Raw genomic sequence first — 24210 nt, 5'->3', positions numbered from 1 at the left:
TGCCTGTCTTTCGCGACGAAGCTCCCTGTGTTTACTAAGGTGAGAACCGATGAGCGCCAACAGGTATTCCCCTTCCCGTGTGCAGGGCGCCTATGCCGCGCCCACGATCGACGTGCCGGTGCACGCCGAGCTCACGATCCCCGGTTCCAAATCGCTGACGAACCGCGAGCTGATGATCGCCGCGATCGCCGACGGTCCCGGCCGCCTGATCTCGCCGCTGCACTCCGACGACTCCGCGCGCATGGTCGACGCTCTCCGCGCTCTCGGGGTCGGTATCGAGGAGGTGGACGCCGGACACGAGTTCGGACCCGATCTGGTCGTCACCCCCGCGAAGCTCCGTGGCGGCACCACGATCGATTGCGGGCAGGCCGGAACCGTGATGCGATTCATCGCCCCGCTCGCCGGACTCGCGGAACATGACGTGCATCTCACCGCCCATGAGACCGCCCTCCACCGTCCGATGGGCGGCCTGATCAGCGCGCTGCGCGATCTCGGCGTCGACATCGACGACGAGGGCACCTGGGCCCTCCCCTTCACGATCCGCGGTCACGGTCGGATCCGCGGTGGACGGGTCGAGATCGACGCCTCGGCATCCAGCCAGTTCGTCTCCGGGCTTCTGCTCGCCGCTCCTCGGTTCGACGTCGGCCTGCACCTCGTCCACACCGGCGAGCACCTGCCGAGCCTCCCGCACATCGACATGACGATCGAGGCCCTCAGCCGACGCGGCATCCGCATCGAGCGCCCCGCTGTCGGCGAATGGCTGGTCGAAGCGGGCGTGCCGCGCGCCAAGGAGATCGCGATCGAACCCGATCTCTCCAACGCCGCACCGTTCCTCGCCGCGGCACTCGTCACCGGCGGATCGGTGTCGATCACGGGCTGGCCCGCCCACTCCACCCAGCCCGGTGCGCTGCTGCCCGAGATCCTCCAGGCCATGGGAGCGCACGTCGGCCGTCACGGCGGCACGCTCACCGTGCGCGCCGGCTCCGGAATCCGCGGCCTCGATCTCGACCTCTCCGCGGCCAGCGAATTGACGCCGACCCTGGTCGGCCTCGCCGCCTTCGCGGAGTCTCCGACCACGATCCGCGGCATCGGGCACATCCGTCTGCACGAGACCGACCGGATCGCCGCACTGATCGGCAACCTCCGAAAGCTCGGCGGCGAAGCCGAAGAACTTCCCGACGGCCTCCGCATCATCCCCCGCCCACTGCAGGGCGGCGGATGGGCCGCACATCACGATCACCGGATGGCCACCACCGGAGCGCTCATCGGCCTGCGCATCCCCGCCGTCGAGATCGACGACATCGGTACGACCGCCAAGACCCTCCCGGAGTTCACGATGCTCTGGGAGCGGATGCTGCGGGGCTGAGGATGAGCTGGCTCGACGACGCCGACGACCTCGAAGACGACTTCGAGGACTTCGACGAGAGCAGCATCCGGACGCGCCCCAACCCGAAGGCGAACCGCCCGCGCACCAAACGTCGCCCAGCGCACGAGGATGCGCAGGTGGGTCGAGTGCTCGGCGTCGACCGCGGCAGGTACTCCGTCCTCCTCGGCGAGGACACCGCCGAGGAGCGCATGATCACCACCACGCGCGCCAGGGAGCTGCGACGTATGCCGATCGTCACCGGCGATCAGGCACGAGTCGTCGGCGACACATCGGGAGACGAAGGCACCCTCGCCCGCATCGTCGGCATCATCGACCGCACCTCGTTGCTGCGACGCAGTGCCGACGACACCGACCAGGTGGAGCGCGTGATCGTCGCCAACGCCGATCAGATGCTCGTCGTGGTCGCGGCTGCCGACCCCGAGCCCCGCGCCCGACTCGTCGACCGCTATCTCGTGGCCGCGCTGGATGCCGGCATCCGCCCACTCCTCGTCGTCACCAAGACCGACATCGCGGATCCCACCGAGTTCCTCACGCACTTCGACGGGCTCGACCTGCGGGTGTTCACCAGTGCGCAGGATCAGATGCCCGTTGACGAGATCGGCGCATCCCTCGTAGGACACTCCACCGTCTTCGTCGGCCACTCCGGAGTGGGCAAGTCCACGCTCGTCAACGCGCTCGTCCCGACGGCGCTGCGCGCCACCGGCCACGTGAATCAGGTCACCGGACGCGGGCGGCACACCTCGTCGTCGACGGTGTCGCTGCGCTACGAAGGCCCCCGCGGGACCGGCTGGGTCATCGACACCCCCGGCGTGCGCTCGTTCGGTCTCGGACACGTCGATCCCGCGAACATCCTTGCGGCGTTCACCGAGCTCGCCGCGATCGCCGAGAACTGCCCACGCGGCTGCACCCATCTCGCCGACGCCCCCGACTGCGCCCTCATCGAGGCCGCGGAGAGCGGCGAACTGGGCGAGACCGGTCGAGCGCGGCTCGACTCCCTGCAGCGGCTCCTGCAGACCTTCGCGGACAAGGCGGAGCAGGCGCCCGGCCGTTAGGCTGGACACGTGACTCAGCGCCTCGAACCCGGAACCGCCGCCCCCGACTTCTCCCTCCTCGACCAGGACGGGAACACCGTCCGTCTGGACGACCTGCGCGGCCAGAAGACCGTGCTGTACTTCTATCCGGCTGCGATGACCCCCGGATGCACCACCGAGGCCTGCGACTTCCGCGACAGCATCTCCTCACTCCAGGGCGCCGGCTATCGGGTGATCGGCATCTCGCGCGACGAACCCGCCACGCTGACGAAGTTCCGCGAGCGCGACGGGCTGACCTTCCCGCTCCTGAGCGATCCCGACCACGCGGTGCACACGGCGTACGGCGCGTGGGGCGAGAAGATGAATTACGGCAAGCGCATCGAGGGCGTTATCCGCTCGACCTTCGTGCTCGACGAAGAGGGCAAGATCGCTCTCGCGCAGTACAACGTCAAGGCCACCGGCCACGTCGCACGACTGCGCAAGCAGCTCGGCATCGACGCCTGAGCCGCGACTTTCGATCCGAGGCCGATGGGCCCCGCGGCCCGCACGGCGCTGAGGTCACTCGGCAGCGCGCTGCGGGCCTTCCAGACGCGCGCTCGAGATCAGCAGGATGAATCCGAGCAGCCCGGGAAGCCCGACGCCGAGGGTGAATGTCCACGCGATCGGCTGCAGCGTGAGAGACGCCAGCGCGAGAGCCACGGCGAGCACCTGGAAGACCACTCCCCCGGACCGCGCCCACGACTTGCCCACACGTGTGCCGACGGCGAACGCGACGAGGGCTGCGGCACCGATCAGCGTGAGCACGATGAGTGCCAGCGCCGTCGGCAGCGAGGCCGCGTCGCCCGCACCGAGGCCGGCGAGCTCGATCACGGCGAAGACCAGGAGTGCCACCGCCTCGAGGCCGAGGACCGCCGCAGCTGCGAGGGCGATTCCGGGTGCGCGCACGGTGTCTCCCAAGGATCGAAAGAGGAGAAAACCCTTGATTTCACGGTTTTCATGTAACAGAATAGAGAAAGTCATGTGCTCCCACAGCGGCGTGGGGCGAGCGTTCACGCTCGCATCACAATTCGCGGGCATTCCGTCCGCATCTCAACAGGGTAGCGGAACCCGAACTACTACCCGAATCCGAGAGGTCGCATCGCGACATCTCTTGAAATCCACACCGAGGAGCCCCCATGGACTGGCGCGATAAGGCCGCCTGCCTGACTGTCGACCCCGAGCTTTTCTTCCCCGTGGGGAACACCGGCCCGGCCGTCGATCAGATCGAGAAGGCGAAGACTGTGTGCGCCACCTGCACCGTCACCGAGATCTGCCTGCAGTACGCCCTGGAGACCAGCCAGGACTCGGGCGTGTGGGGCGGTCTCTCCGAAGACGAGCGCCGCGCTCTGAAGCGTCGCGCCGCCCGCGCCCGCCGCGCCTCCTGATCGTCCGGAAGCGGCCTGAGATCGACTCTCAGGCCGCTTCCGTCTGTTCGGGAGAGGGCGTGCTCACCTCTCGAGCCAGCGCAGCGGGATGTCGATGACCACCTCGGTGCCTTCTCCGTCGCTCCCGTGCCATTCGATCGTTCCACCGAGTTCGCCCTGGATGAGGGTGCGGATGATCTGAGTGCCGAGCCCCTGGCCGATCCGCCCCTCCGGCAGGCCGAGTCCGGTGTCCCGCACCGTCACGCGGAGATTCTCCTCGGTGCGCTTGGCGTCGATCGTCACGACGCCCTCCTGCCCGGCGAGACCATGCTCCACCGCGTTGGTCACGACCTCCGTCAGCGCCAGCGCGAGCGGAGTCGCATACTCGCTCGGCAGCACACCGAAGCGTCCGGTCGACTGCGTGCGTGCGCGCGTGTTGGGCGCGGAGGCGACCTCGGCGACGAGCTTGAGCACGCGGTGGAAGACCTCATCGAAATCGACCTTCTGCGTGAGGCCCTGAGCGAGCGTGTCATGCACGACGGCGATGGCATCCACGCGGCGCATGGCCTGCGTGAGCGCGTCCCGTGCCTCGTCGGAATGCGTGCGACGTGCCTGGATCCGCAGCAGGGAGGCCACCGTCTGCAGATTGTTCTTCACCCGGTGGTGGATCTCCCGGATCGTCGCATCCTTGGTGATGAGCTCCTGCTCCTGATGACGCAGCTCCGACACATCGCGACAGAGGACGATCGCCCCGATCCGGGTGCCGTGGTCCTTCAGCGGAATGGCGCGCAGCGACACCGTCACCCCGCGGGCCTCGATATCGGTGCGCCACGGCGCGCGTCCGGTGACGACGACGGGCAGAGACTCGTCTACCTGTCGGGAAGGCGGCACCAGCCGAGTGGTGACCTCGGCGAGCGACTCCCCCTCGAGCTCGTCGTCGAAACCCATCCGGTTGAAGGCGGAGAGCGCATTCGGGCTGGCGAATGTGGTGATCCCGTCGACGTCGATGCGGATGAGTCCGTCGGAGGCTCGCGGGGCGCCGCGACGCGGTGACGTCGGTGCGGTGAGGTCGGGGAAGCTTCCGTCGGCGATCATGCGGAAAAGATCGTTCGCGCACTCGTCGAAGGTGATCTGCTGACGGGAGGGCGTGCGCACCTCGCCGAGGTTGGTGTGCCGGGTGACCACTCCGATCACGGTGGGCTGGGCGTCGGCGCCGCGGCGGACACTCACGATCGGCACGGCTCGCACTCTGGTCGGCGTCTCTTCGAACCAGTCAGGCGAAGAGGAATCGACGATCTCGGCGGACTCGAAGGCGCCCTGGACCTGCGTGCGCCACTGCGGCCGCACCCGTTCACCGACGATGTCGCGATAGAAGAGGGTCGCGGCGCCGCTCGGTCGCGCGTGCGCGACCGCGATGAAGGAGCCGTCGTCGGTCTGGATCCAGATCACGATGTCGGCCGAGGCCAGGTCCGCGAGGAGCTGTCCGTCGCCGGCGAGACGGTGGAGCCATTCGACATCGCTGTCGTTCAGGAGTCCCTGGGCATGGGCGAGATCGCTGAGGGTTGACACCTGACCAGCCTACGGTCACATGCCTCAGAGAATCGCCAGCGAAGTCGCGCGCCAGCGACGATCCGTCCCTTCCAGGCGCACCGCGACCGCCCGGGTTCGACCGGGACCCGCGACCACCACCACGGCTTCGATGACACCGTCGAGGGGCTCGGTGACTCGTAGCGCGCGGATCTCGAAGGTCGGACGTGCAGGAGGCACTCCGCGTGCACTGCGTGCTCGCGCGGAGAGGTTCGATCGGGTGACCAGGCTGCGGAACGCCTCTTCGCTGAACCATCGGGCGAGCTGATCGATTTCTCTGACACCCGCAAGGACCTCGAGCACGCCGTGCGTGAGGCTGCGCAGAAGCGGAACAGGGTCAGGCAGCTCGATGGTCGGTGTCGGCTGGGGTGCGAAGTACTCGTGCGGCATCATGTCGAACTCTCGATCGGGGAGGTCTGCGAGTGAGCAAGTACAGCACCGCGATGCCCGGACGAGGGCGGAAAAGCTGGAGGAATGTGGATAACTCGTACAGCCGGGGAATGGTGTCGCCTACGCTCTGTCGAATGCACTGGGACCGACTGTTCGAAGACCTCGAAGGCCAGCTGGCATCGGAATGGGAGGCCGAGCGCGCGGTGCTGGATGCCGAGTCGGAACGGCTTCGCATCGCGCGATTGGATCTGCGCTCTCGGCTGCGCGCGCTGTGCCGCACCGGTGCGGACGCCACGATCGACCTCACGAACGGGAGACGGATTCCCGTCTCGCTGCAGTGCCTCGGTGCGGATTGGGTCGCGGTTTCCTCGCGCGGCACTGGCGCGGCACACGGCGACTCCACCGCCCTCTTCCTTCCGCTCGCGGCCGTCAGCGGTGTCGCGACGGATCACGGCATGCTCCTGGCGAGTCTCGACGCACCGCCTTCTGCTGACATACCGCTACGAGAGCGGATGACTCTCGGTTTCGTGCTGCGTGACCTCGCGCGGCGACGCGTCCCGGTGCACATCAGCACACGGGTGGGCGACGACCTCCATGGCACGATCGACCGCGCCGCTGCCGATCACCTCGATCTGGCCGTGCACGACGCGGGACAGGCTCGGCTCGCCGGGGCCGTGCACGGGTTCCGCATCATCCCGTTCTCAGCGCTCGTCGCGGTACGCGCCCCCGGCGATCAGTTGCGATGAGCCGATGATGTGCCCCAGACCTCGGGGAAGCTCGCGGTCTGGGACTGATGCCACAGCGCCATCCGTCGGGAGTTCTCGGACTCCTCGGCCAGATACCCCTCGAGACTGGTCTCCTCCACCCGCCACCGAGGCGGCGATCCGAGTTGTGCGCCCCGAAGTCGTCCCTCATGCACGAGGGCGATGACCTCATCCACCTCGATGCTCAGCAGCTCGGCCACCTGTGCCGGCGCGAGATAACGCGAGGCGCGAACAGGAGAGGCGGACATGTCCTCATTCTCTCCCGCGGAGAGCCAGAATTCCGGTCCGATCGCCTCCTGTGGATAACTCACGGACCATCGATGCCGTTTCTGTGACGATATCGCCATGGCATCCCTCCCTCCTCCTCGGCGTGCGTTCTGGGGCGACGTCCGCTTCCTCGTGGGCATCGCACTGGTAGCGCTCTCCATCGCAGGCGTCTGGCTGATCGTGTCGGCGTCAGACCATGCGGTACCGGCCCTCCAGGCCACGCGGACGATCACGCAGGGAGAGGAGCTGACCTCCTCCGACTTCCAGGTCGTCGACGTCGGTCTGGGCTCGTTGGCCGATGACTATCTCGGGCCCGAAGACGTCCGTCCTGGCAGCGTGGCGGCGCGCACTCTGCAGAGCGGCGAGCTCGTTCCGACGTCAGCCCTGACCGACGCCGACAGCAGCCGTTCCACGACCGTCGTGATCCAGAGCAGCACCGGGATCCCGGAAGGAGTCGAGGCGGGCACGGTTGTGGAGATCTGGCAGGCGCCGCCCCTCGACGAGGGCAGGTCCTACGATGTCCCGCGCATCCTCGTCGCCGACGTGATCGTGCACGACGTGCTCGACCAGGAGGGCGTGCTCGCCGATACCGGAAGCCAGCTCGAAGTCGTGATCGACCGCGCCGATGTGGCCGACGTGCTCGCCGCGATCACCGGTGGGGCCGCCCTCTCGGTCGTGCCGGTCGGGTCCGGATCGTGACGGCTGTCGTCGTGGCGGTTCCCGAGCCCCGCGCGAGCGTGCTGGCCGCGGAACTCGGACTGGAAGGCATCGAGGTGGTCTCGATCGTCGTGCCCGCCCCGGGCGTCGAGATCCCTCCCGGCACCGAAGCCGTCATCGTCCCCGCCACGCGCGCGGTGCTGACCCCAGAACTGATCTCCACGTGCGATCGGGCCGGCGTGCGCATCCTGGCTCTCGGCGGAGCGGACAGCCGTTTGCTGGGCCGTCTCGGACTGTCCGCGGCCCTGCGCGCCGACGCCGCGGGATGGGAGGTCGCAGCGACGTTGGCGACAGAGGCGGATGCGGCGCCGCGGCCGCCGTCCATCCTCCCCCACCGCGTCATCGCCGTCTGGGGTCCGCATGGCGCCCCGGGGCGATCCACGCTGGCTATCCAGCTGGCGGCCGAGCTCGCCCGCACCGGACGCAGGACCGCTCTGGTCGACGCCGATACCGTCGCTCCGGCTCTCGCTCTCCTGCTCGGGCTCGGCGACGACTCACCGGGTGTGGCCGCCGCGTGCCGGCGGGCGGAGCGCGGGGCTCTCGACTCCGCCGAACTGACCAGACTCGCCACCACGGTCTCCACGGGCGGAGGGGACATCGAGGTGCTGCCCGGCATCAACCGTCCCAGCCGTTGGCCGGAGCTCTCTGCGACGCGCCTCAGAGCCACGTTCGCCGCCTGCCGCGAGTGGATCGAGGACACCGTCGTCGATGTGTCCGACGCCTTCGATGCCGACGACGAGGTCACGCACGATCTCGCGGGGCCGCGTCGTCACGCGGCGACCTCGGCGACATTGGAAGAGGCTGATCTGATCATCGCGGTCGCCTCGGCCGATCCGCTCGGAATCAGCAGATTCGTGCGCGACCATGCCGAGCTGCGACGCATCGCCGCACGCACTCCCGTGGTCGTCGTGGTCAATCGGGTGCGATCGGGGCCCCTCGGGATCGATGCGCGAGGGCAGGTGCGGCGCACGCTCGAGAGGTTCGCGGGCATCACCGACGTCGTCTTCCTGCCGTTCGACCAGCGCGCGGCCGACGCGGCGCTGCTGCATGCGCGCCCCATGACCGATGTGGCTCCCCGCTCGCCCTTCGCTGCCGCCGTGAGACGACTGGCGACGACGCTCTGTCCCGCCGAGGCGGAGACCGCTACTGCCGGTAGCTCGAGAGGAAGTTCCCCAGTCGTTCGACGGCTTCGCTCAGCACTCGGGGTTCGGGGAGCGTGACGAGCCGGAGGTGGTCCGGGGTCGCCCAGTTGAAGCCGGTGCCCTGAACGAGCAGGATGTGCTCCGAGACCAGCAGGTCGTACACCAGCCGTGCGTCATCCCGGATCTCGTGCACATTCGGGTCGAGCCGCGGGAATGCGTACAGGGCGCCCTGCGGCTTGACGCAGGAGACGCCGGGGATCGACTCGAGCCCCTCCCATGCGATGTCGCGCTGCTCGTGCAGGCGACCGGTCGGAGCGATCAGCGCCTCGATCGACTGCACTCCGGAGAGCGCCGCCTGCACGGCATGCTGTGCCGGGACGTTCGGGCAGAGTCGCGTGGACGCCAAGAGCGTGATGCCCTCCAGGAAGCCCTTGGCGTGGTCCTGTGGTCCCGTGATGACCATCCAACCCGACCGGTATCCCGCCACCCGATACGTCTTGGACAGGCCGTTGAAGGTCAGGCACAGCAGATCGGGAGCAAGGGTCGCTGTCGGGATGTGCACGGCGCCGTCGAACAGGATGCGGTCATAGATCTCGTCCGACAACAGCAGCAGCTGGTGCTCGCGGGCGATCTGCACCAGCCCCTCGAGGATCTGACGGGAGTACACGACGCCCGTGGGGTTGTTCGGGTTGATGATGACGAGCGCCTTGGTGCGTGGTGTGATCTTCGAGCGGATGTCCTCGAGGTCCGGCTGCCACTCGTCATCCTCGTCGCAGAGGTAGTGCACGGGCGTCCCGCCGGCGAGGCTGGTCATCGCCGTCCAGAGCGGGTAGTCCGGCGCCGGAATGAGCACTTCGTCGCCCTCATCCAGCAGCGCCTGCATGGTCATCGTGATGAGCTCGGAGACACCGTTGCCGAGATACACGTCATCGGGGTCGAATCGAGGGAAGCCCTCGATCTCCTCATAGCGGCTCACGACAGCACGCCGTGCGGAGATGATGCCCTTGCTGTCGCTGTAGCCGTGCGCCGTCGGCAGCGCCGCGAGCATGTCGCGCACGATCTGGTGCGGAGCGTCGAAACCGAAGATCGCCGGATTGCCCGTGTTCAGCTTGAGGATCTTGTGTCCCTCGGCTTCCAACCGCGCCGCCTCGACGAGGGCGTTTCCGCGAATCTCGTACAGGACGTTCTTGAGCTTCGACGACTGGTCGAAGTTGCGCGTTGGGGTCATCGGCCAAGCCTACAGCGACGAAAGGAGGGCCAATCCACGCGGACTGGCCCTCCCTGCGCTGACGCTACTTCTTCTTCTTGCCCTGGGCGCGACGCTGCTCGCGGTTCCCGGCAGCGGGCGCCTCTGCATCGGTGCGCTGACCGAAAGCCCCGCGCGGCGCTTCCTCCGGCTCGGTCTGCGGAGCCTGCGCGCGAGCCGCCGCCTGGCGTACGCGATCGGTGGCCGCCTGCTGGACCTGACCGCGGTCGTTGCGCACCTCGACCTCTCCCGCATCGTTCGCGGCGGAGTACTCGAGTCGCTGCTCGCCGCCGTCCGTGGCGAGGCCCTTCGCCTCGACCTCTGCGGTCTGCGAGTCACCGGCACGACGCACCTCGACCTCGAGGTTGTAGAGGTAGCCGACCGACTCCTCCTTGATCTGCCCCATCATCGACTGGAACATCGCGTAGCCCTCGCGCTGGTACTCGATGAGCGGGTCGCGCTGAGCCATCGCACGCAGGCCGATGCCGTCCTTGAGGTAGTCCATCTCGTAGAGGTGGTCGCGCCAGCGGCGGTCGAGCACCTGGAGCACGACACGACGCTCGAGTTCACGTGTGGCGGCTTCGCCGAGCGACTCCTCGCGCGCCTCATACGCGATCTTGGCGTCGGAGAGCAGCTCACGGGTGAGTCCATCGGCATCGATTCCGCCCTTGCGGTCGGCGGCCTCGGCCACCACCTCATCGATCGTCACGCCGACGGGGTAAAGGGTCTTGAGCTCGGTCCAGAGAGCATCGAAGTCCCAGCTCTCGTTGTGACCTTCCCCGGTGTGATCCTTCACGACGCCACTGATGGCGTCCTCGATGAAGTGCTGCACCCGGTCGGCGATGTCATCGCCCTGGAGGATGTGTCGGCGGTCGGCGTAGATGGCCTCGCGCTGGCGGTTCAGGACGTCGTCGTACTTGAGGACGTTCTTGCGCATCTCCGCGTTGCGGGATTCGACCTGCGACTGCGCGCTGCGGATCGCACGGGACACGAGCCCCGACTCGATCGGCACGTCGTCCGGGAAGTTCGTGCGGGCGAGGATCGCCTCGGCCGCCCCCGACTGGAACAGACGCATCAGGTCGTCGGTGAGGCTCAGGTAGAAGCGGCTCTCACCGGGGTCGCCCTGACGTCCGGAACGGCCACGGAGCTGGTTGTCGATGCGGCGGGACTCGTGACGCTCGGTGCCGAGCACGTAGAGGCCGCCGGCCTCGATGACCTTCTCGGCCTCCTCCGCGACGACGGCCTTCATCGCCTCGTAGGTCTCATCCCACGCGACCTCGTACTCCTCGGGCGTCTCCACGGGGTCGAGGCCCTTGGCCTTGAGCTCCTGGACGGCGAGGAACTCGGCGTTACCACCGAGCATGATGTCGGTTCCTCGTCCGGCCATGTTCGTGGCGACGGTGACGGCTCCCAGGCGACCGGCCCGAGCGACGATCTCGGCCTCGCGTGCGTGGTTCTTCGCGTTGAGGACCTCGTGCTTGACGCCCTTCTTCGCGAGCAGGCGCGACAGGTATTCGCTCTTCTCGACGCTCACCGTTCCCACCAGCACCGGCTGACCGGATGCGTGACGCTCGGCGATGTCCTCGACGACCTGTGCGAACTTCGCCGTCTCGTTCTTGTAGACGAGGTCGGACTGGTCCTTGCGGATCATCGGACGGTTCGTCGGGATCGGGATGACACCGAGCTTGTACGTGGACATGAACTCGGCGGCCTCGGTCTCGGCCGTACCGGTCATGCCGGCGAGCTTGTCGTACAGGCGGAAGTAGTTCTGCAGGGTGACGGTGGCGAGGGTCTGGTTCTCGGCCTTGACCGGCACGCCCTCCTTGGCTTCGATGGCCTGGTGGATGCCCTCGTTGTAGCGACGACCGACCAGGATTCGGCCGGTGTGCTCGTCGACGATCATGACCTCGTCGTTCATGACGACGTAGTCGGTGTCCTTCTTGAACAGGGCCAGCGCCTTGATCGAGTTGTTGAGGAAGGAGATCAGCGGGGTGTTCGCGGACTCGTAGAGGTTGTCGATGCCGAGGTAGTCCTCGACCTTCTCGATACCGGGCTCGAGCACGCCGACGGTGCGCTTCTTCTCGTCGACCTCGTAGTCCTCGCCGACTTCGAGCGTGCGGGCGATCTTCGCGAACTCGGCGAACCAGCGGTTGGCCTCGCCCGACGACGGACCCGAGATGATCAGCGGCGTGCGCGCCTCGTCGATGAGGATCGAGTCGACCTCGTCGACGATGGCGAAGAAGTGCTCGCGCTGCACGAGGTCTTCCTTGCGCCACGCCATGTTGTCGCGCAGGTAGTCGAAGCCGAACTCGTTGTTCGTGCCGTAGGTGATGTCGGCAGCGTACTGCTCGCGGCGCACCGCGGGAGTCTGACCGGAGACGATGATGCCGGTGGTCATCCCGAGCGCGCGGAACACGCGTCCCATGAGCTCGGCCTGATAGCTGGCGAGGAAGTCGTTGACCGTGATGACGTGGACGCCCTTGCCGGCGATCGCGTTCAGGTAGGCCGGGAGCGTGGCGACCAGCGTCTTGCCCTCACCGGTCTTCATCTCGGCGATGTTGCCGAGATGGAGTGCGGCGCCGCCCATGATCTGCACGTCGTACGCGCGCATTCCGAGCGTGCGCTTGGCGGCCTCGCGCACCGCGGCGAACGCCTCGGGCATCAGCTGGTCGAGCGTCTCGCCCTTCTCGAAGCGAGCACGCAGCTCCGTGGTCTCGTTGCGCAGCTCGTCGTCGGTGAGCTTGGAGATGTCCTCTTCCAGCGCCCCCACTGCCTTGACGACCTGATTCAGGCGGCGGATGACCCGCCCTTCGCCCGCACGCAGCAGCTTCTCAAGAGGATTGGCCACGGATGTCATCTCCCTGTCAGTGGGTAAATCGCCGGTCATCGGTGAACCCGACGCCAGGCATACTTCGCCATGTTACCGGGCTGTGACCTGCACGTCGCCTGCATGGCGGTCCCGCGCGTCGGATCGTCGGGTTGCCCGGTAACCATATACTCGGTATCGCATTCCAAAGAACGGTCACGGGGGACGAACGATGTCAGTACGCCAGAGCCTGCTCGCCATCCTCGCGCAGGGGCCCTGCTACGGATACCAGCTCCGCCACGAATTCGATCGCCGCACCGGATCGGTCTGGCCGTTGAACGTCGGGCAGATCTACAACACCCTCGAGCGCCTCGAACGCGACGGCCTGGTGTCGCGCGGCGAGGCCGACGATCGCGGACACGTGTACTGGCGGATCACGGACGCCGGGATCGCCGACGTCGACGAGTGGCTCTCCTCCCCCGTCGTGCGCCCCCAGGGCACCCGGGACGAACTCGCGATCAAGCTCGCGGTCGCGGCGACTCTTCCGGGCGTCGATGCGACCGCAGCCATCCTCGCCCAGCGATCGGCCTCCCTGCGACAGCTGGAAGCTCTTCGGCAGGAGCGCCGAGCGCGGGGCGACGCCGACGATCCCGAAGGACTCGCGTGGGCCCTCCTGACCGACTCCATGATCTTCGCCGCGGAGGCCGAGGTGCGCTGGCTCGATCACACCGCTCAGCGCCTCAGCGGGCATCCCCGCCATGCGATGGCGCTCGAGCTCACCGCCGATCGCCCCAAGCGCGGGCGACCCGCGAAGACCGTGTCGGCGATGTCCGACGCCCTCCCGGCACTCTGACCCACGTCACAGGCGCGCTCCGCACGCCAGGACGGACACGGGATCGCCGTTCGCCCCGAGCGGATGCTCAGCCATCCCTGTGCCCGGGGAAACTAGGATCGGGTCATGGCTGGATTTTGGGGCAGACGCAAACGCGAACAGGAAGAACTCGCCGCACAGGATGCCGATCTGGCTCGACGTGCTGAGCAGGCCCTGGTCAGCGCCGACGAGCGGATCCGCACGACCTCCGACGAGCTCTCCTTCGCGGAAGCCGAGCTCGGCGAGTCGCTCACCGCTGATCTGCGCACGGCACTCGCTGCGGTGCGCACCCACTTGCGCGAAGCGTTCCAGCTCCACCAGCTGAACCACGACGAGATCCCGGACACCGACGAGGAGCTGCGTACGCGCAACGCGCGCATCCTCCAGCTCTGCGACTGGGCGCAGGACCTGCTCGACGAGAAGACCTCCGTCCTCGCCGAGTCGGTCGCCAAGGTGCGACGCGCCCCGGAGATCATCGCGCAGGTGCGGGCCGAGGCAGCCGCGCTCAGCGCCCGCATCCCCCAGACCAACGAAGCCGTCTCCCGCCTCTCGGCCCGGTACGCCGATTCCGCCATGCACCAGATCACCGCCAGCGCGGCGGAGGCGGAGCAGCTCATCAGCTTCGCTACGCACAGCGCCGACGTGTCGGAACGCCGTCGCGCGGCGAAGCAGAACGAGGAGGCCAACGTCGCCCTCGAGACGGCGACGGAAGCCACCCGCCGTGCGTCTGCCCTGCTCGATGCGGTGGAGGACTTCGAGATCGAGGCCCTGCGCGCCGAATCCACCCTGGCCGAGGTGGTCGCCGACTCCCGCGGCGATCTCATCGCGGCGCGGACAGCCCCGAACGTGCCTGCCGTCGCCCAGGCGGTCGCCGCACTCCAGGCCGCGCTGGGCGCGCTGACGCCCTCCGGACAGCCCAACGATCCGTTTGCCGAGCTGTCCCAGCTGCGCGACGCGAACTCGGCCCTCGACCAGGCGATCGCTCAGGCCCGTCACCGCGCCGAGAACCCTCTCCCGAGCATCGCTCAGGTGCAGCACGCGATCGACGATGCCGACCGGCAGCTGGGGGTGGCGCGCGGCCTCATCTCCGGACACCGCGGCTGGATCGGTGCCGACGCCCGCACCCGCCTCGCCGAGGCGGAGCGCCTTCGCGTCGATCTGTCCGACCTCCTCCCCGCCGAGGACACTCGCGAAGCGGCGCTCGTCCAGGCGCGTCGCGTCGCGCACCTGGCCTCCGAAGCGCTGCAGCTCGCGCAGCGCGACATCGATTCCTCGCGTCCCCAGGATCAGAACTGGGGCGGCGGTGGCGGCTGGAGCGGCGGCGGCGGACGGCGCGGCGGTGGCGGCGGCGATCTCGCCTCGGGCATCCTCGGTGGCCTCGTGATCGGCAGTCTGCTGGACGGCATCTTCGACTGACATTCAGTCTCCGCCGCATCCCTCGACACAGAAACGGCCCGGCCCCTCACGGGATCGGGCCGTTCTGCGATTCAGATCAGGAGGCGAGCGCCTCGGACGGCGGAGCCTGAGTGCTCAACGCGATGACACCGTAGTCCCAGCCCTTGCGTCGATAGACGACGCTCGGGTGGTCGGTGCGGACGTCGACGAAGAGGAAGAAGTCGTGTCCGACCAGCTCCATCCTGTCGACCGCCTCTTCGACGGTCATCCATTCGGCATCGAAGCTCTTCGTGCGGATGACCACGGGCGAATAGTCGTCTTCTTCGGTCTGCTGCACCGGCACGCTGCCGGTCGCGACCGCATGGAGGATGTCGGCCGATGCCGGCTGGACGTCGATGCCCTCGAGCGCTCCACTCTCCTTCTCGAAATGCGCGCCGCGCGGATGCTGTCGTCCGTCGACTCGCTTCTCCTTCGCGCGACGCAGCTGCTCGGACATCTTGTCGACCGCGAGGTCGAGGGCCACGAACTTGTCTCCATCCGTCGCCTCTGCGCGGACGACCGGACCCTTGCCGATCAAGGTCAGCTCGACGGTCTCATCCGGGACATGACCGTTGCGATATACGCGATGGGTGACTTTCACGTCCAGCCGTTGCGCGCGAGACGCGAGCATCTGGATCTTGGCGATCTTCTCTTCGACAACGGTTCGGAAGCGATCGGTGATACCCACTCCGACGCCAACGATGCTTGTTTCCATTGCTGCCTCCTTGTCCCGGTCCTCCCGGCCAAGGGCGGACCGTGGTCGCCTTGTGTCCCCCCACCGTAGTCCGCCCGCCGACGGATGTCACGGGATCATTCCGCTGTGTCGCCGGTGCATTCCCGATGAGCTTCATCAGAATCCGCCACGACGCGGCGTGGCGGCGAGCGCGACCGCCGCCACGACGCGGAAGCCGGTCGATGCCAGTGCTCGTGCCGCTTCGTCGAGGGTCGCCCCCGTCGTGACGACGTCGTCGACGATGACCGCCTCTGTGCCCCCACCTGACCGGCGTGCTTGCATCGCACCATGCACGTTGGACTCTCGTGCGCGTGCACCGAGGCCGCGCTGATCGGCGGTACGGTCCGCAAACGAGAGCAATCGCTGAGGCTCTGCGTGCGCGCGACGGATCAAGAGCTCGGGCACGCGGTATCCGCGACGCCGAAACGCGCTTCTCCTGGTCGGGACCGGCACGATCCACGTGCTCGGCGTGACCACAGGCTCGAGCACCGCCGCCAGGGCGGCGCCGAGGGGGCGGGCGAGAAGCGTCTCCCCCTCTCCCTTCAGACGGCGGATGCAGCGCGCGGCCACCCCATCGAACACGAGGGCGGTTCGGACCGGAATGCCTCGAGGGGTCTGCCCGAGCTGCAGGGCGGGCCGGAGCGCCGCTTCACACCGCCCGCACAGGAGCGTGGCCGGCTCATCGCATCCGGCACACGTGGCAGCGAGGAGGAATGCGGCGATCTCGGCACCGACGCCGCGGGGACCCCTTGTCTTCCACATTCGAAGATCCTGCGCCCTCGACCTCCGCCGGAGTTGCCGATCATCCCCGTTGCGCGAATGAGCTGAAGGCAGGTCCCCTCCGTGCAGGGAAGGTCATTCACCCACGCGTGTCGCGAGCACGGAGACGTCGGAGGCGACCTCGCGCCAGGCCGACCCCGCGTGCGCGAACAGCTCGCCGTTGGAGCCGAGGATCCTCACCCCGGACGCGGTGCGTGCGCCGGCGATCGAGAGGGCGTTGCTCGGTGCGGCCTCCGCAGACCCCGGACCGCCGACCACCTGGGTGAGGAGACGCGGGCTGCTCTGGTCGGCGAGCACACCCACACGATCGGCCCCCAGCCACACCAAACCCATCGCCGGCTCGGAGAGCTGGGTCAGCTGCGTGAACTCGCCGAGCTCGATCGGGATGCCGGCGGCGTCACGGACGACCGCCGCGACGACCACCCACATCTGCTTGCCGACGGTCACCACGGCCGCCACCCTGGCGCCGTCTGCCGATACCCGCAGATGAGAGATCGTCGATGCGCTCGGCCATGCCTTCGCGATCTGATGCCCGACGGCATCGCTTCCCGCCGCCTGCACCGCCGCCGGTGCTCCCGCGGGGACCGACCAGGTGTAGCCGTACGGATCGAGTGAGGGCTTGATGAGACCAGGACGGGCGTCCAGCTCGTCGAGGCTGCCTTCGCCGATCAGATACACGTGCTGATCGGCGAGCTGCACGGCGGCGCGGGAGTCATCGGCGGCGACGTCGATGGAGACGATCGGCTGCGTGACGGCGCTGATCTCCGAGCTGATACCGGGGATGGGCGAGATCTCATCGCCGACGATCCGCCCGAACGCGCCGTTCTGCAGCACGAGAGTGCCCGTCGTGGCCGACGGGGGGACGACATCCGCCACCCCGGCCTCGAGGTTGCGGCCGTCCACCGTGAACCGGACCTCGGTCACCGCGACGCCGGCAGCGCGGAGGGTCGCCTGGAGCTGGGTGCGCATCCGGGAGAGCGTGGCGGCATCGAGGCCCGAGGCGGGGCGGGTGAGCGCGACATCCGCCACCTGGCCGACGATGGGAACCGCGTCCTGCGCCAACTGCACGTCGGCGGGGAACGCGTTCTGCACTGCGGGGTCCAACCACTCGCTGGGCTCGCCGCCGATGAGCGCCCGTGCCACCGTCGTCGCGGGGCTCTGGCGCCGCGGGAACCAGCGCATGTCGGGCACCAGCCTCGACCAGCCGAGGTCGAAGTACTGCAACGGATACCCTTCGAACACCTTGGTGAATCGCGTCTCATCGATCACCACGCCGTCCGGCGCCTGCGTGATGCGCCATTCGCCGTTCTCCATCCGCTGCAGCGTGAATGCCACGTTGGACGATCCGAGGGCCTCGGAGTACTCTCCGGCGTCATCGACACTCGCGACCAGGTCGAGCGTGACCTGGACCTCTGCGGTGTCCGCACTCTCCACCTCATCGTCGGGGACCGAAGAGGTGACGGTCCTGGTGTCCGTGCCGATGTCGATCGACACCCCTGCCGACGGGCTCCAGCTGCGCTGCAACGAAGGCGCGAGGAAGTCGCGTGCGGTGTCCCAGTTGTCGGTCGTCGTGATACCGGCCTCGAGGAAGCCCTCGACGATCTCCTCGGGTCCCGCACCGGTGATCGGGCCGGAGGCCACGGGGAGGATGTCGACGTCCTGCGGGGACTCCCCCAGCTTGAGGCCGACCGCGACGTCACCACTCGTCGGCAACCCCGCGCATGCGGGAAGCAGCGCTGCGACGAGTATCAGCGCGAGGCCTCGCAGCCGCCGATTCGGTCTCCGCTCGGTCACGACCAGTCCTCCTCATCGAACATGCCGGCGGGCGCGTCCGTCAGCGAGATCGGCTGGGTCGCGTCGCCGAGCTCCGCGAAGGGCTCCTGGGGTTCGATCGGGATCGGGCTCGGACCGTCCAGCACTCCACCGTGTCGGGGAATCGTGAGCACGAAGTTCGTCCCGACGCCGAGTTCGGACCAGACGTCGAGGGTACCGCCGTGCAGGGTCGCATCTCCCAGGGCGATCGAGAGCCCGAGTCCCGTCCCCCCGATCGTGCGCTGACGCGAAGGGTCGGCGCGCCAGAAGCGATCGAAGACACGCTCCGCATCGGCCGGCTCCATGCCCAGGCCGAAATCCCGCACCCCGGCGGCGACCGCGTGCTGGTTGCTGTCGACCGTGACGACGACCGGGCGTCCCTCGCCGTGCTCGATCGCGTTGCCGATCAGGTTGCGCAGCACCCGGCGCACCCGACGCGGATCCATGTCGACGGGCGAGTAGCCGCCCGGTGCCACCAGCCGCAGCTCGGTGCCGTGCCCCTCGGCCAGCGGACGCATCTGCTCGATGATGTCCTCGGCCAGGTGGGTGAGACTCGTCGCCTCCAACTCGAGCTGCACCGATCCCGCGTCATAACGGCTGATCTCGAGCAGATCCGACAGCAAGGTCTCGAAGCGCTGCACCTGGGCGTGCAGCAACTCGGCCGTGCGGGCGGTGGTGGGGTCGAACTCCTCACGCTGATCGTTGAGCATGTCCGCGGCGAGACGGATGGTGGTCAGCGGAGTCCGCAGCTCGTGCGACACGTCCGACACGAACCGCTGCTGCACCATCGACAGCTCGCCGAGTTCCTTGATCTGCGACTCGATGCTGTCGGCCATCGCGTTGAACGACCGTCCGAGAGTGGCGAGTTCGTCTTCTCCGTGTACTTCGAGGCGCACGCCGAGATCCCCCGCCGCCAGCCGCGCGCTGGTCTCCGCAGCCTGCACGATCGGGGTCGAGACGGCGCGGAGGACGATCCATGAGATCGCGGCGACGATCGCCACGAGACCGATCCCCGCGATCCACAGCGTCCGCTGCACGAACACCAGGGTCTGGTCCGCGTCGCCGAGGTCGTAGGCGAAGTAGATCGCGAACGCCCCGGCTTCCGGCACTTGGAGCTGCTGCCCGACGATGATTCCGGGAACCTCTCCCCCGTCCGGGGAGGGCAGAGCCACCGACTGCCAGGCCTGGCGGTCGTCGAACTCCACGACGCGCGCCTGGAGCTCCGGGCTCAGCAGGCTCCTGCTCAGCCCGGCCTCGAAGCCGTTCAGTCGGACCCCGTTCGCATTGTCGATCTTGAAGCCGGCGAGCTGATCGGTGCTGGACGTGCGGGTGAGATTCGACTGGACGCTGTTCCACAGTTCGGTGAGGGCCGCGGAGTCATCCCCCACCTCGGCCACGTCCAGGATCCCCTGCGCCTGATCGACCGCGCGGCGGGAGTCTTCGAGGGCGACGTCCTTGCGGGAGATGAAGAGATCGTTCTGGATGACGAGAGCCATCGTCACGCACGTGATGAAGATCGCCAGGGAGGTCGCGAGCAGGGTGATCGAGAGCGTGCGGAACCGCAAGGAGCGGCGCCACAGGATGCCGAGCATCGTCGGCCAACCTCGCCAGTCGCGCAGGACAGCGACCGTCGCGGTGGTCGCTGTCGTCGCGGCCATCGTGCTCCTAGCCGACGCTCCCGGCGCGGTAGCCCACGCCGCGCACCGTCATGACGATCTTCGGGTTGTCGGGGTCGAGCTCCACCTTCGCGCGCAGGCGCTGCACATGCACGTTCACCAGTCGGGTGTCGGCCTTGTAGTGGTAGCCCCACACCTGCTCCAGGAGCATCTCCCGGGAGAACACCTGCTGGGGCTTCGACGCGAGTGCGACGAGAAGCTGGAACTCCAACGGCGTGAGCGCGATCGGAGCCGTCCCCCGACGGACCTCGTGCGCATCGACGTCGACGGTGAGGTCGCCGACGCGGAGCTGCTCGCTCGTGGCCTGCGGCGTGGGACGAAGCCGGGTGCGGATGCGGGCGACCAGTTCCTTCGGGTTGAAAGGCTTGACCATGTAGTCGTCGGCGCCCACCTCGAGCCCGCGGACGACATCGGCGGTGTCGCTGCGCGCGGTGAGCATGATGATCGGCACGCCGGACTCGGCACGGATGCGGGTGCAGATCTCGATCCCGTCCATGCCGGGGAGCATGAGGTCGAGCAGCACGAGGTCGGGTCGCTGCGCTCGCCACTCGTCGACGGCGCGCGCACCGTCCGCGCAGAAGACCGGCTCGAAGCCTTCGGTCCGCAGCACGATCCCGATCATCTCGGCGAGCGCGGTGTCGTCGTCGACCACGAGAATACGTGAGGTCATAAGAGTTACCTTATGGCACCGAGTCCCAGCGATCCCAGGTCTGCGCACCGTGTGCGGGATATGACGCGCCGCGCGAGGGATATGACACGATGGGAACGCACGATGGAGAGGGAGTGCCTGTGACCGGACAGACGTGGACGCCTGCCCCGAAGAAGGGCATCATCCCCCTTCATCCGCTCTCGTTCGGAATGCTGCTGGGAAAGGCCTTCGCCGCGCTTCGGCACAACCCGAAGGTGCTCTTCGGCTTCGCCGTGGTCATCCAGCTCGTCGTGGTGGTCGTCACGGCCGTGGTCATGGGCGTCGTCTTCTTCACGACGTTCAGCCGCCTGGAGACCGTCTCTCCCTCTTCTCCGGACTTCGAAGCGGTGATGGCGGGGACCATCGCGGTGAACCTGATCGCCGGGCTCGCCGTGGGTGTCGCCTCGATCGCCTTCACGGCGATGATGCAAGGCGTCGTCGCCGCGGAGATCGGCTATGCCGCGATCGGAGTGAAGGCGACGCTGCGGATGCTGTGGCGCCGGATGGCCCCGGCGTTCTGGCGACTCGCCGGCTTCGCCTCCCTCTCCGTCGCGGCCGTGTTCGGCATCTTCATCATCGCTGCCGTCATCATCGCGGCCTTCATCGCCGGCGGCATGGGCGGGAGCGCCGAGATGGTCGGCGTCGTCGTGCTCGTGGTGATCGTCATCGTCCTCGCCTGCATCCCGCTGGCGGTGTGGCTCACCACGAAGCTGCTGCTCGTACCGTCGATCTTGGTCCTCGAGCGTGCACGTTTCCGAGACGCTTTCGTCCGCTCCTGGAGGCTCACCCGCGGGCGCTTCTGGGTCGCGTTCGGTGTGACCTTCCTCATCAGCGCGATCATGGGCATCGCGGCCCAGGTCGTCAGCGTCCCCGCCACGCTGCTCGGCTCTCTCCTCGGCTCGGTCGTCGCGCCCACAGGAGCAGAGGACCCGAGTGCGGTGGTCGCCTTCGTCGTGACCTTGATCGCCCCGCAGATCCTGCTCCTCGTCATCCAGGCGATCACCCTCGTGGTCCAGAGCACCGGATCGGCGCTCGTCTACCTCGACTGCCGGATGCGCTACGAGGGTCTGGACCAGACCTTGATCGCATACGTGGAGCGCCGTGACCTCGGCTGGACCGACGAGCAGCAGGACGATCCGTTCCGCGTCGATCCGTCACGGGCCGTCACCTCTGCACCGCCGCCCCGCCAGGTGCCGGAGCACGTCATGATGTCGCAGGGCTACGGGTATCCGCCCTACGGCGCACAGCCGACGTTCGGAGAGCCGGGAGCGCCTCAGGCATATCCCGCACAGCCGTACCCCGCGCAGCCGTATCCCGCGCAGCCGTACCCCGCGCAGCCGTACCCCGCACAGCCGTACCCCGCACAGCCGTACCCCGCGCAGGGCCAGCCGGCGCAGGGCCAGCCGGCGCAGCCTTCGATGCCGTATCCGGCGGCGGCGCCCGTGACACCGCCTGCCGTCGCGTTCCCGCCACCGCCGCCTCCCGCGCCGACCGCCGCATCGGGAACATCCACCATGCCGAGCGTGCCCTCAGCGGAAGCAGCACCCGATGACGGCGGGTGGGCCGCGCCCGGCGCAGACGGCACCGCATGATCCGACCGTTCGACGACCTGTTCGTCCCCGACGGGGACGAAGCCCGACGCTGGGCGGAGGAAGAGCTCTCCAACCCTCGCTACGCCGACGCGAAGCCCACGTGGTTCGATCTCCTGGCGCGTGACATCGGCCGTTTCCTCGCCGACCTGTTCAGCTCCGGCAACGGGGCGGGCATCGGGCCGTCCGCCCTCATCATCGTCATCGTCATCATCGCGGCCGCGCTGGTCGCCGCTCTCATCATCTGGGGCAGACCGCGCAGCTCTCGCGCCGTCAGGCGGGCACAGGGGGACCTCCTCGGAGCGGCCGACGATCGCAGTGCGGCGCAGCTGAGATCGGATGCCGAGCGGGCCGCCCGCGAACGAGACTGGGACGCCGCGACGATCCTCCGGTACCGGGCGATCGCGCGCAGCCTGCGGGAGCGCGATCTGATCGATCCGGCGCCGGGCGCGACGGCGCAGTCGATCGCCCGCGAGGCGAGCACGGTGTTCGTCGACGAGGCAGCCGCCATGCGTCGAGCAGCCTCCTCCTTCGACGACGTCCGCTACCTCGGGCACACCGCGAGCGCCGAGACCTATCGGGATCTCGTCGACATCGATGATCGGATCCGCGCACGCCGCCCCGAGGCGGTGCCGGCATGACCGTGATCGAGCCTGACCACGCCGCCTCCTCTCCGGCTGCCCCTTCCACGGCGGAACACCGCCCGAGCCGGGCCAAGACGATCATCGGATGGACGATCGTCGCCGCCCTGGTCCTGATCGTCGCTGCGGTCGGACTGCGTGTCGCCGTGACCGCCCCCGGCGCGCGCGGTGCCCTCGACCCCGAAGCCCGAGACGACGGCGGCGCCCTCGCGCTCGCGGACATCCTGCGCGATCAGGGCGTCGAGGTCGACGTCCGCCGCTCGCGGGCCGAGGCGCTCACAGCGATCGACGAAGACACGACACTCGTGATGGCCAACCCGTACACCCTGACCGACGAAGCCCTGGAGACGCTCACCGCTCCGGCGGGGCGCGTCGTGTTCCTCTCGACCGGCACGCACCTGCTGAACGAGCTCGGCATCGGAGAGAACGCCACGGGAACACTGCCGGCGGCGGCCCCCGACTGCGACGTCGCCGAGTTCGCGAGGGTCGGGACCATCCGTGCCGACCGCCTGTTCACCCCGGCGGACGGCGTGCAGGCCTGCTTCGGCGATGCCGAGGGCGCCGCCGTCCTCGTGGACCGCCGTTCCACGCCCGAACGAGTGGTGGTGGAGGGCACCAGGCTCTTCGGCAACGCCTATCTCGCCGAGAACGGCAACGCCGCCCTCGGGTTGGCGCTGCTGGGTCAGACCGATCGCGTCGTCTGGTACGTCCCCAGCTTCGCGGACTCGGACATCGAGGCCGAGCCGGTCGACACCCTCGGCAGTCTCACGCCTCCCTGGGTCACACCTGCGATCCTGCTGCTGATCATCGCGGGGATCGCCACGGCGATCTGGCGTGGTCAGCGGTTCGGTCCCCTGGTCGCCGAGACGCTGCCGGTCACCGTGCGGGCGTCGGAGACGATGCACGGACGTGCGCGTCTCACGGCCAGAGCCGCAGATGCACCGCACGCCGGGCAGGCGCTCCGCGACGGAACCCAGCGACGACTGGCTCGACGGCTCGGACTCGCCGTCCACGCAGGCGCAGACGAGGTCGCGGATGCGGCCTCTGATCGTCTGCGGATTCCCCGGGGCACGCTCCAGGCGCTGCTCGCCGGGCCGCTCCCCGAGAACGACGCCGCTCTGGTCGACCTCGCCAGACGCCTCGACGAGCTCGAGACCGCAGTGGACGACAGCACGCACGTCGACCGATCAGAACCGACCACCCATCCCCGAGAAGCAGAGGGAAACACGTGACCGTTGAGAACCAT

Annotated in this window: 23 protein-coding genes; 12 read left to right on the top strand and 11 right to left on the bottom strand. The window is 68.4% G+C overall.

What is annotated here, in order from left to right:
- The first annotated feature begins 49 nt into the window (after positions 1–49).
- The 3 genes from aroA to bcp are packed head-to-tail and all read left to right on the top strand — an operon-like array spanning position 50 to position 2922.
- Positions 50–1366, top strand: coding sequence for a 3-phosphoshikimate 1-carboxyvinyltransferase (aroA, locus tag L687_RS31855; RefSeq protein WP_031207372.1), 1317 nt, complete (start codon positions 50–52; stop codon positions 1364–1366).
- A 2-nt stretch (positions 1367–1368) separates the two neighbouring features.
- Positions 1369–2439: a ribosome small subunit-dependent GTPase A gene (rsgA, locus tag L687_RS31850; protein ID WP_021199861.1), complete on the top strand. Its 1071-nt coding sequence runs from the start codon at positions 1369–1371 to the stop codon at positions 2437–2439.
- A 9-nt stretch (positions 2440–2448) separates the two neighbouring features.
- A complete protein-coding gene (bcp, locus tag L687_RS31845) occupies positions 2449–2922 on the top strand; it encodes a thioredoxin-dependent thiol peroxidase (RefSeq protein WP_021199860.1) in 474 nt (157 codons plus the stop codon).
- A 54-nt stretch (positions 2923–2976) separates the two neighbouring features.
- Here the strand turns inward: bcp and L687_RS31840 are convergent, their stop codons facing one another.
- On the bottom strand, positions 2977–3363 hold the full coding sequence (locus tag L687_RS31840; protein WP_031207370.1) for a hypothetical protein: 387 nt from the start codon (positions 3361–3363) through the stop codon (positions 2977–2979).
- A gap of 230 nt (positions 3364–3593) precedes the next feature.
- On the opposite strand from L687_RS31840, the gene L687_RS31835 reads away from it, so the two are divergent.
- Complete coding sequence (locus tag L687_RS31835) at positions 3594–3842, top strand: WhiB family transcriptional regulator (RefSeq protein ID WP_017203224.1); 249 nt, start codon at positions 3594–3596, stop codon at positions 3840–3842.
- A 63-nt stretch (positions 3843–3905) separates the two neighbouring features.
- Here the strand turns inward: L687_RS31835 and L687_RS31830 are convergent, their stop codons facing one another.
- Positions 3906–5390 carry a sensor histidine kinase gene (locus tag L687_RS31830; protein WP_021199858.1) on the bottom strand — a complete coding sequence of 495 codons (1485 nt, stop codon included), beginning with the start codon at positions 5388–5390 and terminating at the stop codon, positions 3906–3908.
- Positions 5391–5414: 24 nt separating this feature from the next.
- Positions 5415–5801 carry an Rv3235 family protein gene (locus L687_RS31825; RefSeq protein WP_021199857.1) on the bottom strand — a complete coding sequence of 129 codons (387 nt, stop codon included), beginning with the start codon at positions 5799–5801 and terminating at the stop codon, positions 5415–5417.
- 131 nt (positions 5802–5932) lie between these two features.
- Between L687_RS31825 and L687_RS31820 the strand changes: the two genes are divergently transcribed.
- Entirely contained in the window at positions 5933–6544 is a 612-nt protein-coding gene (locus L687_RS31820; RefSeq protein ID WP_021199856.1) for a hypothetical protein, read from the top strand.
- Here L687_RS31820 and L687_RS31815 read toward each other — a convergent pair.
- Complete coding sequence (locus L687_RS31815) at positions 6532–6810, bottom strand: helix-turn-helix domain-containing protein (protein WP_029258242.1); 279 nt, start codon at positions 6808–6810, stop codon at positions 6532–6534. The two genes, L687_RS31820 and L687_RS31815, sit on opposite strands and share 13 nt — an antisense overlap.
- Positions 6811–6907: 97 nt before the next feature.
- Here L687_RS31815 and L687_RS31810 point away from each other — a divergent pair, with 97 nt between their 5' ends.
- Both L687_RS31810 and L687_RS31805 read left to right on the top strand, forming a co-directional pair.
- Positions 6908–7528: an SAF domain-containing protein gene (locus tag L687_RS31810; protein WP_021199854.1), complete on the top strand. Its 621-nt coding sequence runs from the start codon at positions 6908–6910 to the stop codon at positions 7526–7528.
- Positions 7525–8766, top strand: coding sequence for an AAA family ATPase (locus L687_RS31805; RefSeq protein WP_021199853.1), 1242 nt, complete (start codon positions 7525–7527; stop codon positions 8764–8766). The genes L687_RS31810 and L687_RS31805 overlap by 4 nt, the downstream gene beginning before the upstream one ends.
- Here the strand turns inward: L687_RS31805 and L687_RS31800 are convergent.
- Together L687_RS31800 and secA are read right to left on the bottom strand one after the other, a co-directional pair.
- A complete protein-coding gene (locus L687_RS31800) occupies positions 8690–9916 on the bottom strand; it encodes a pyridoxal phosphate-dependent aminotransferase (RefSeq protein ID WP_021199852.1) in 1227 nt (408 codons plus the stop codon). The genes L687_RS31805 and L687_RS31800 overlap by 77 nt on opposite strands.
- 64 nt (positions 9917–9980) lie before the next feature.
- Complete coding sequence (gene secA / locus L687_RS31795) at positions 9981–12782, bottom strand: preprotein translocase subunit SecA (protein WP_031207366.1); 2802 nt, start codon at positions 12780–12782, stop codon at positions 9981–9983.
- A gap of 190 nt (positions 12783–12972) precedes the next feature.
- Between secA and L687_RS31790 the strand changes: the two genes are divergently transcribed.
- Together L687_RS31790 and L687_RS31785 are read left to right on the top strand one after the other, a co-directional pair.
- Positions 12973–13593 (top strand): PadR family transcriptional regulator, encoded by a 621-nt coding sequence (locus tag L687_RS31790; RefSeq protein ID WP_021199850.1) that lies wholly within the window; start codon positions 12973–12975, stop codon positions 13591–13593.
- A 105-nt stretch (positions 13594–13698) separates the two neighbouring features.
- Positions 13699–15027: a hypothetical protein gene (locus tag L687_RS31785; protein WP_021199849.1), complete on the top strand. Its 1329-nt coding sequence runs from the start codon at positions 13699–13701 to the stop codon at positions 15025–15027.
- Between the two features lie 76 nt (positions 15028–15103).
- Here L687_RS31785 and hpf read toward each other — a convergent pair whose 3' ends face one another.
- The 5 genes from hpf to mtrA form a co-directional block, all read right to left on the bottom strand.
- Positions 15104–15760 (bottom strand): ribosome hibernation-promoting factor, HPF/YfiA family, encoded by a 657-nt coding sequence (gene hpf, locus L687_RS31780; RefSeq protein ID WP_029258249.1) that lies wholly within the window; start codon positions 15758–15760, stop codon positions 15104–15106.
- A gap of 135 nt (positions 15761–15895) precedes the next feature.
- Positions 15896–16540 (bottom strand): ComF family protein, encoded by a 645-nt coding sequence (locus tag L687_RS31775; RefSeq protein WP_021199847.1) that lies wholly within the window; start codon positions 16538–16540, stop codon positions 15896–15898.
- Positions 16541–16633: 93 nt separating this feature from the next.
- A complete protein-coding gene (locus L687_RS31770; protein ID WP_021199846.1) occupies positions 16634–18352 on the bottom strand; it encodes an LpqB family beta-propeller domain-containing protein in 1719 nt (572 codons plus the stop codon).
- On the bottom strand, positions 18349–20028 hold the full coding sequence (gene mtrB / locus L687_RS31765) for an MtrAB system histidine kinase MtrB (RefSeq protein ID WP_021199845.1): 1680 nt from the start codon (positions 20026–20028) through the stop codon (positions 18349–18351). The genes L687_RS31770 and mtrB overlap by 4 nt, the downstream gene beginning before the upstream one ends.
- Before the next feature lie 7 nt (positions 20029–20035).
- A complete protein-coding gene (mtrA, locus tag L687_RS31760; RefSeq protein WP_021199844.1) occupies positions 20036–20716 on the bottom strand; it encodes an MtrAB system response regulator MtrA in 681 nt (226 codons plus the stop codon).
- Positions 20717–20835: 119 nt separating this feature from the next.
- Here mtrA and L687_RS43350 point away from each other — a divergent pair, with 119 nt between their 5' ends.
- From L687_RS43350 to L687_RS31745, 3 genes are read left to right on the top strand one after another with little or no spacing between them, the layout of a single operon-like run.
- The gene (locus L687_RS43350; protein ID WP_031207360.1) at positions 20836–22326 is read left to right on the top strand and encodes a hypothetical protein; all 1491 of its coding nucleotides are present in this window, start codon (positions 20836–20838) and stop codon (positions 22324–22326) included.
- Positions 22323–22964, top strand: a complete 642-nt coding sequence (locus L687_RS31750; protein WP_029258253.1) for a DUF4129 domain-containing protein — start codon at positions 22323–22325, stop codon at positions 22962–22964. Before L687_RS43350 ends, L687_RS31750 begins: the two co-directional genes overlap by 4 nt.
- Complete coding sequence (locus L687_RS31745) at positions 22961–24196, top strand: DUF4350 domain-containing protein (protein WP_021199841.1); 1236 nt, start codon at positions 22961–22963, stop codon at positions 24194–24196. Before L687_RS31750 ends, L687_RS31745 begins: the two co-directional genes overlap by 4 nt.
- Positions 24197–24210: the final 14 nt, after the last annotated feature.

The sequence above is a fragment of the Microbacterium maritypicum MF109 genome, assembly GCF_000455825.1.
Taxonomy (GTDB): domain Bacteria; phylum Actinomycetota; class Actinomycetes; order Actinomycetales; family Microbacteriaceae; genus Microbacterium; species Microbacterium maritypicum_A.
The sequence above is the reverse complement of the archived record's forward strand: the minus strand, read 5'-3'. Positions and strand labels throughout refer to the sequence as shown.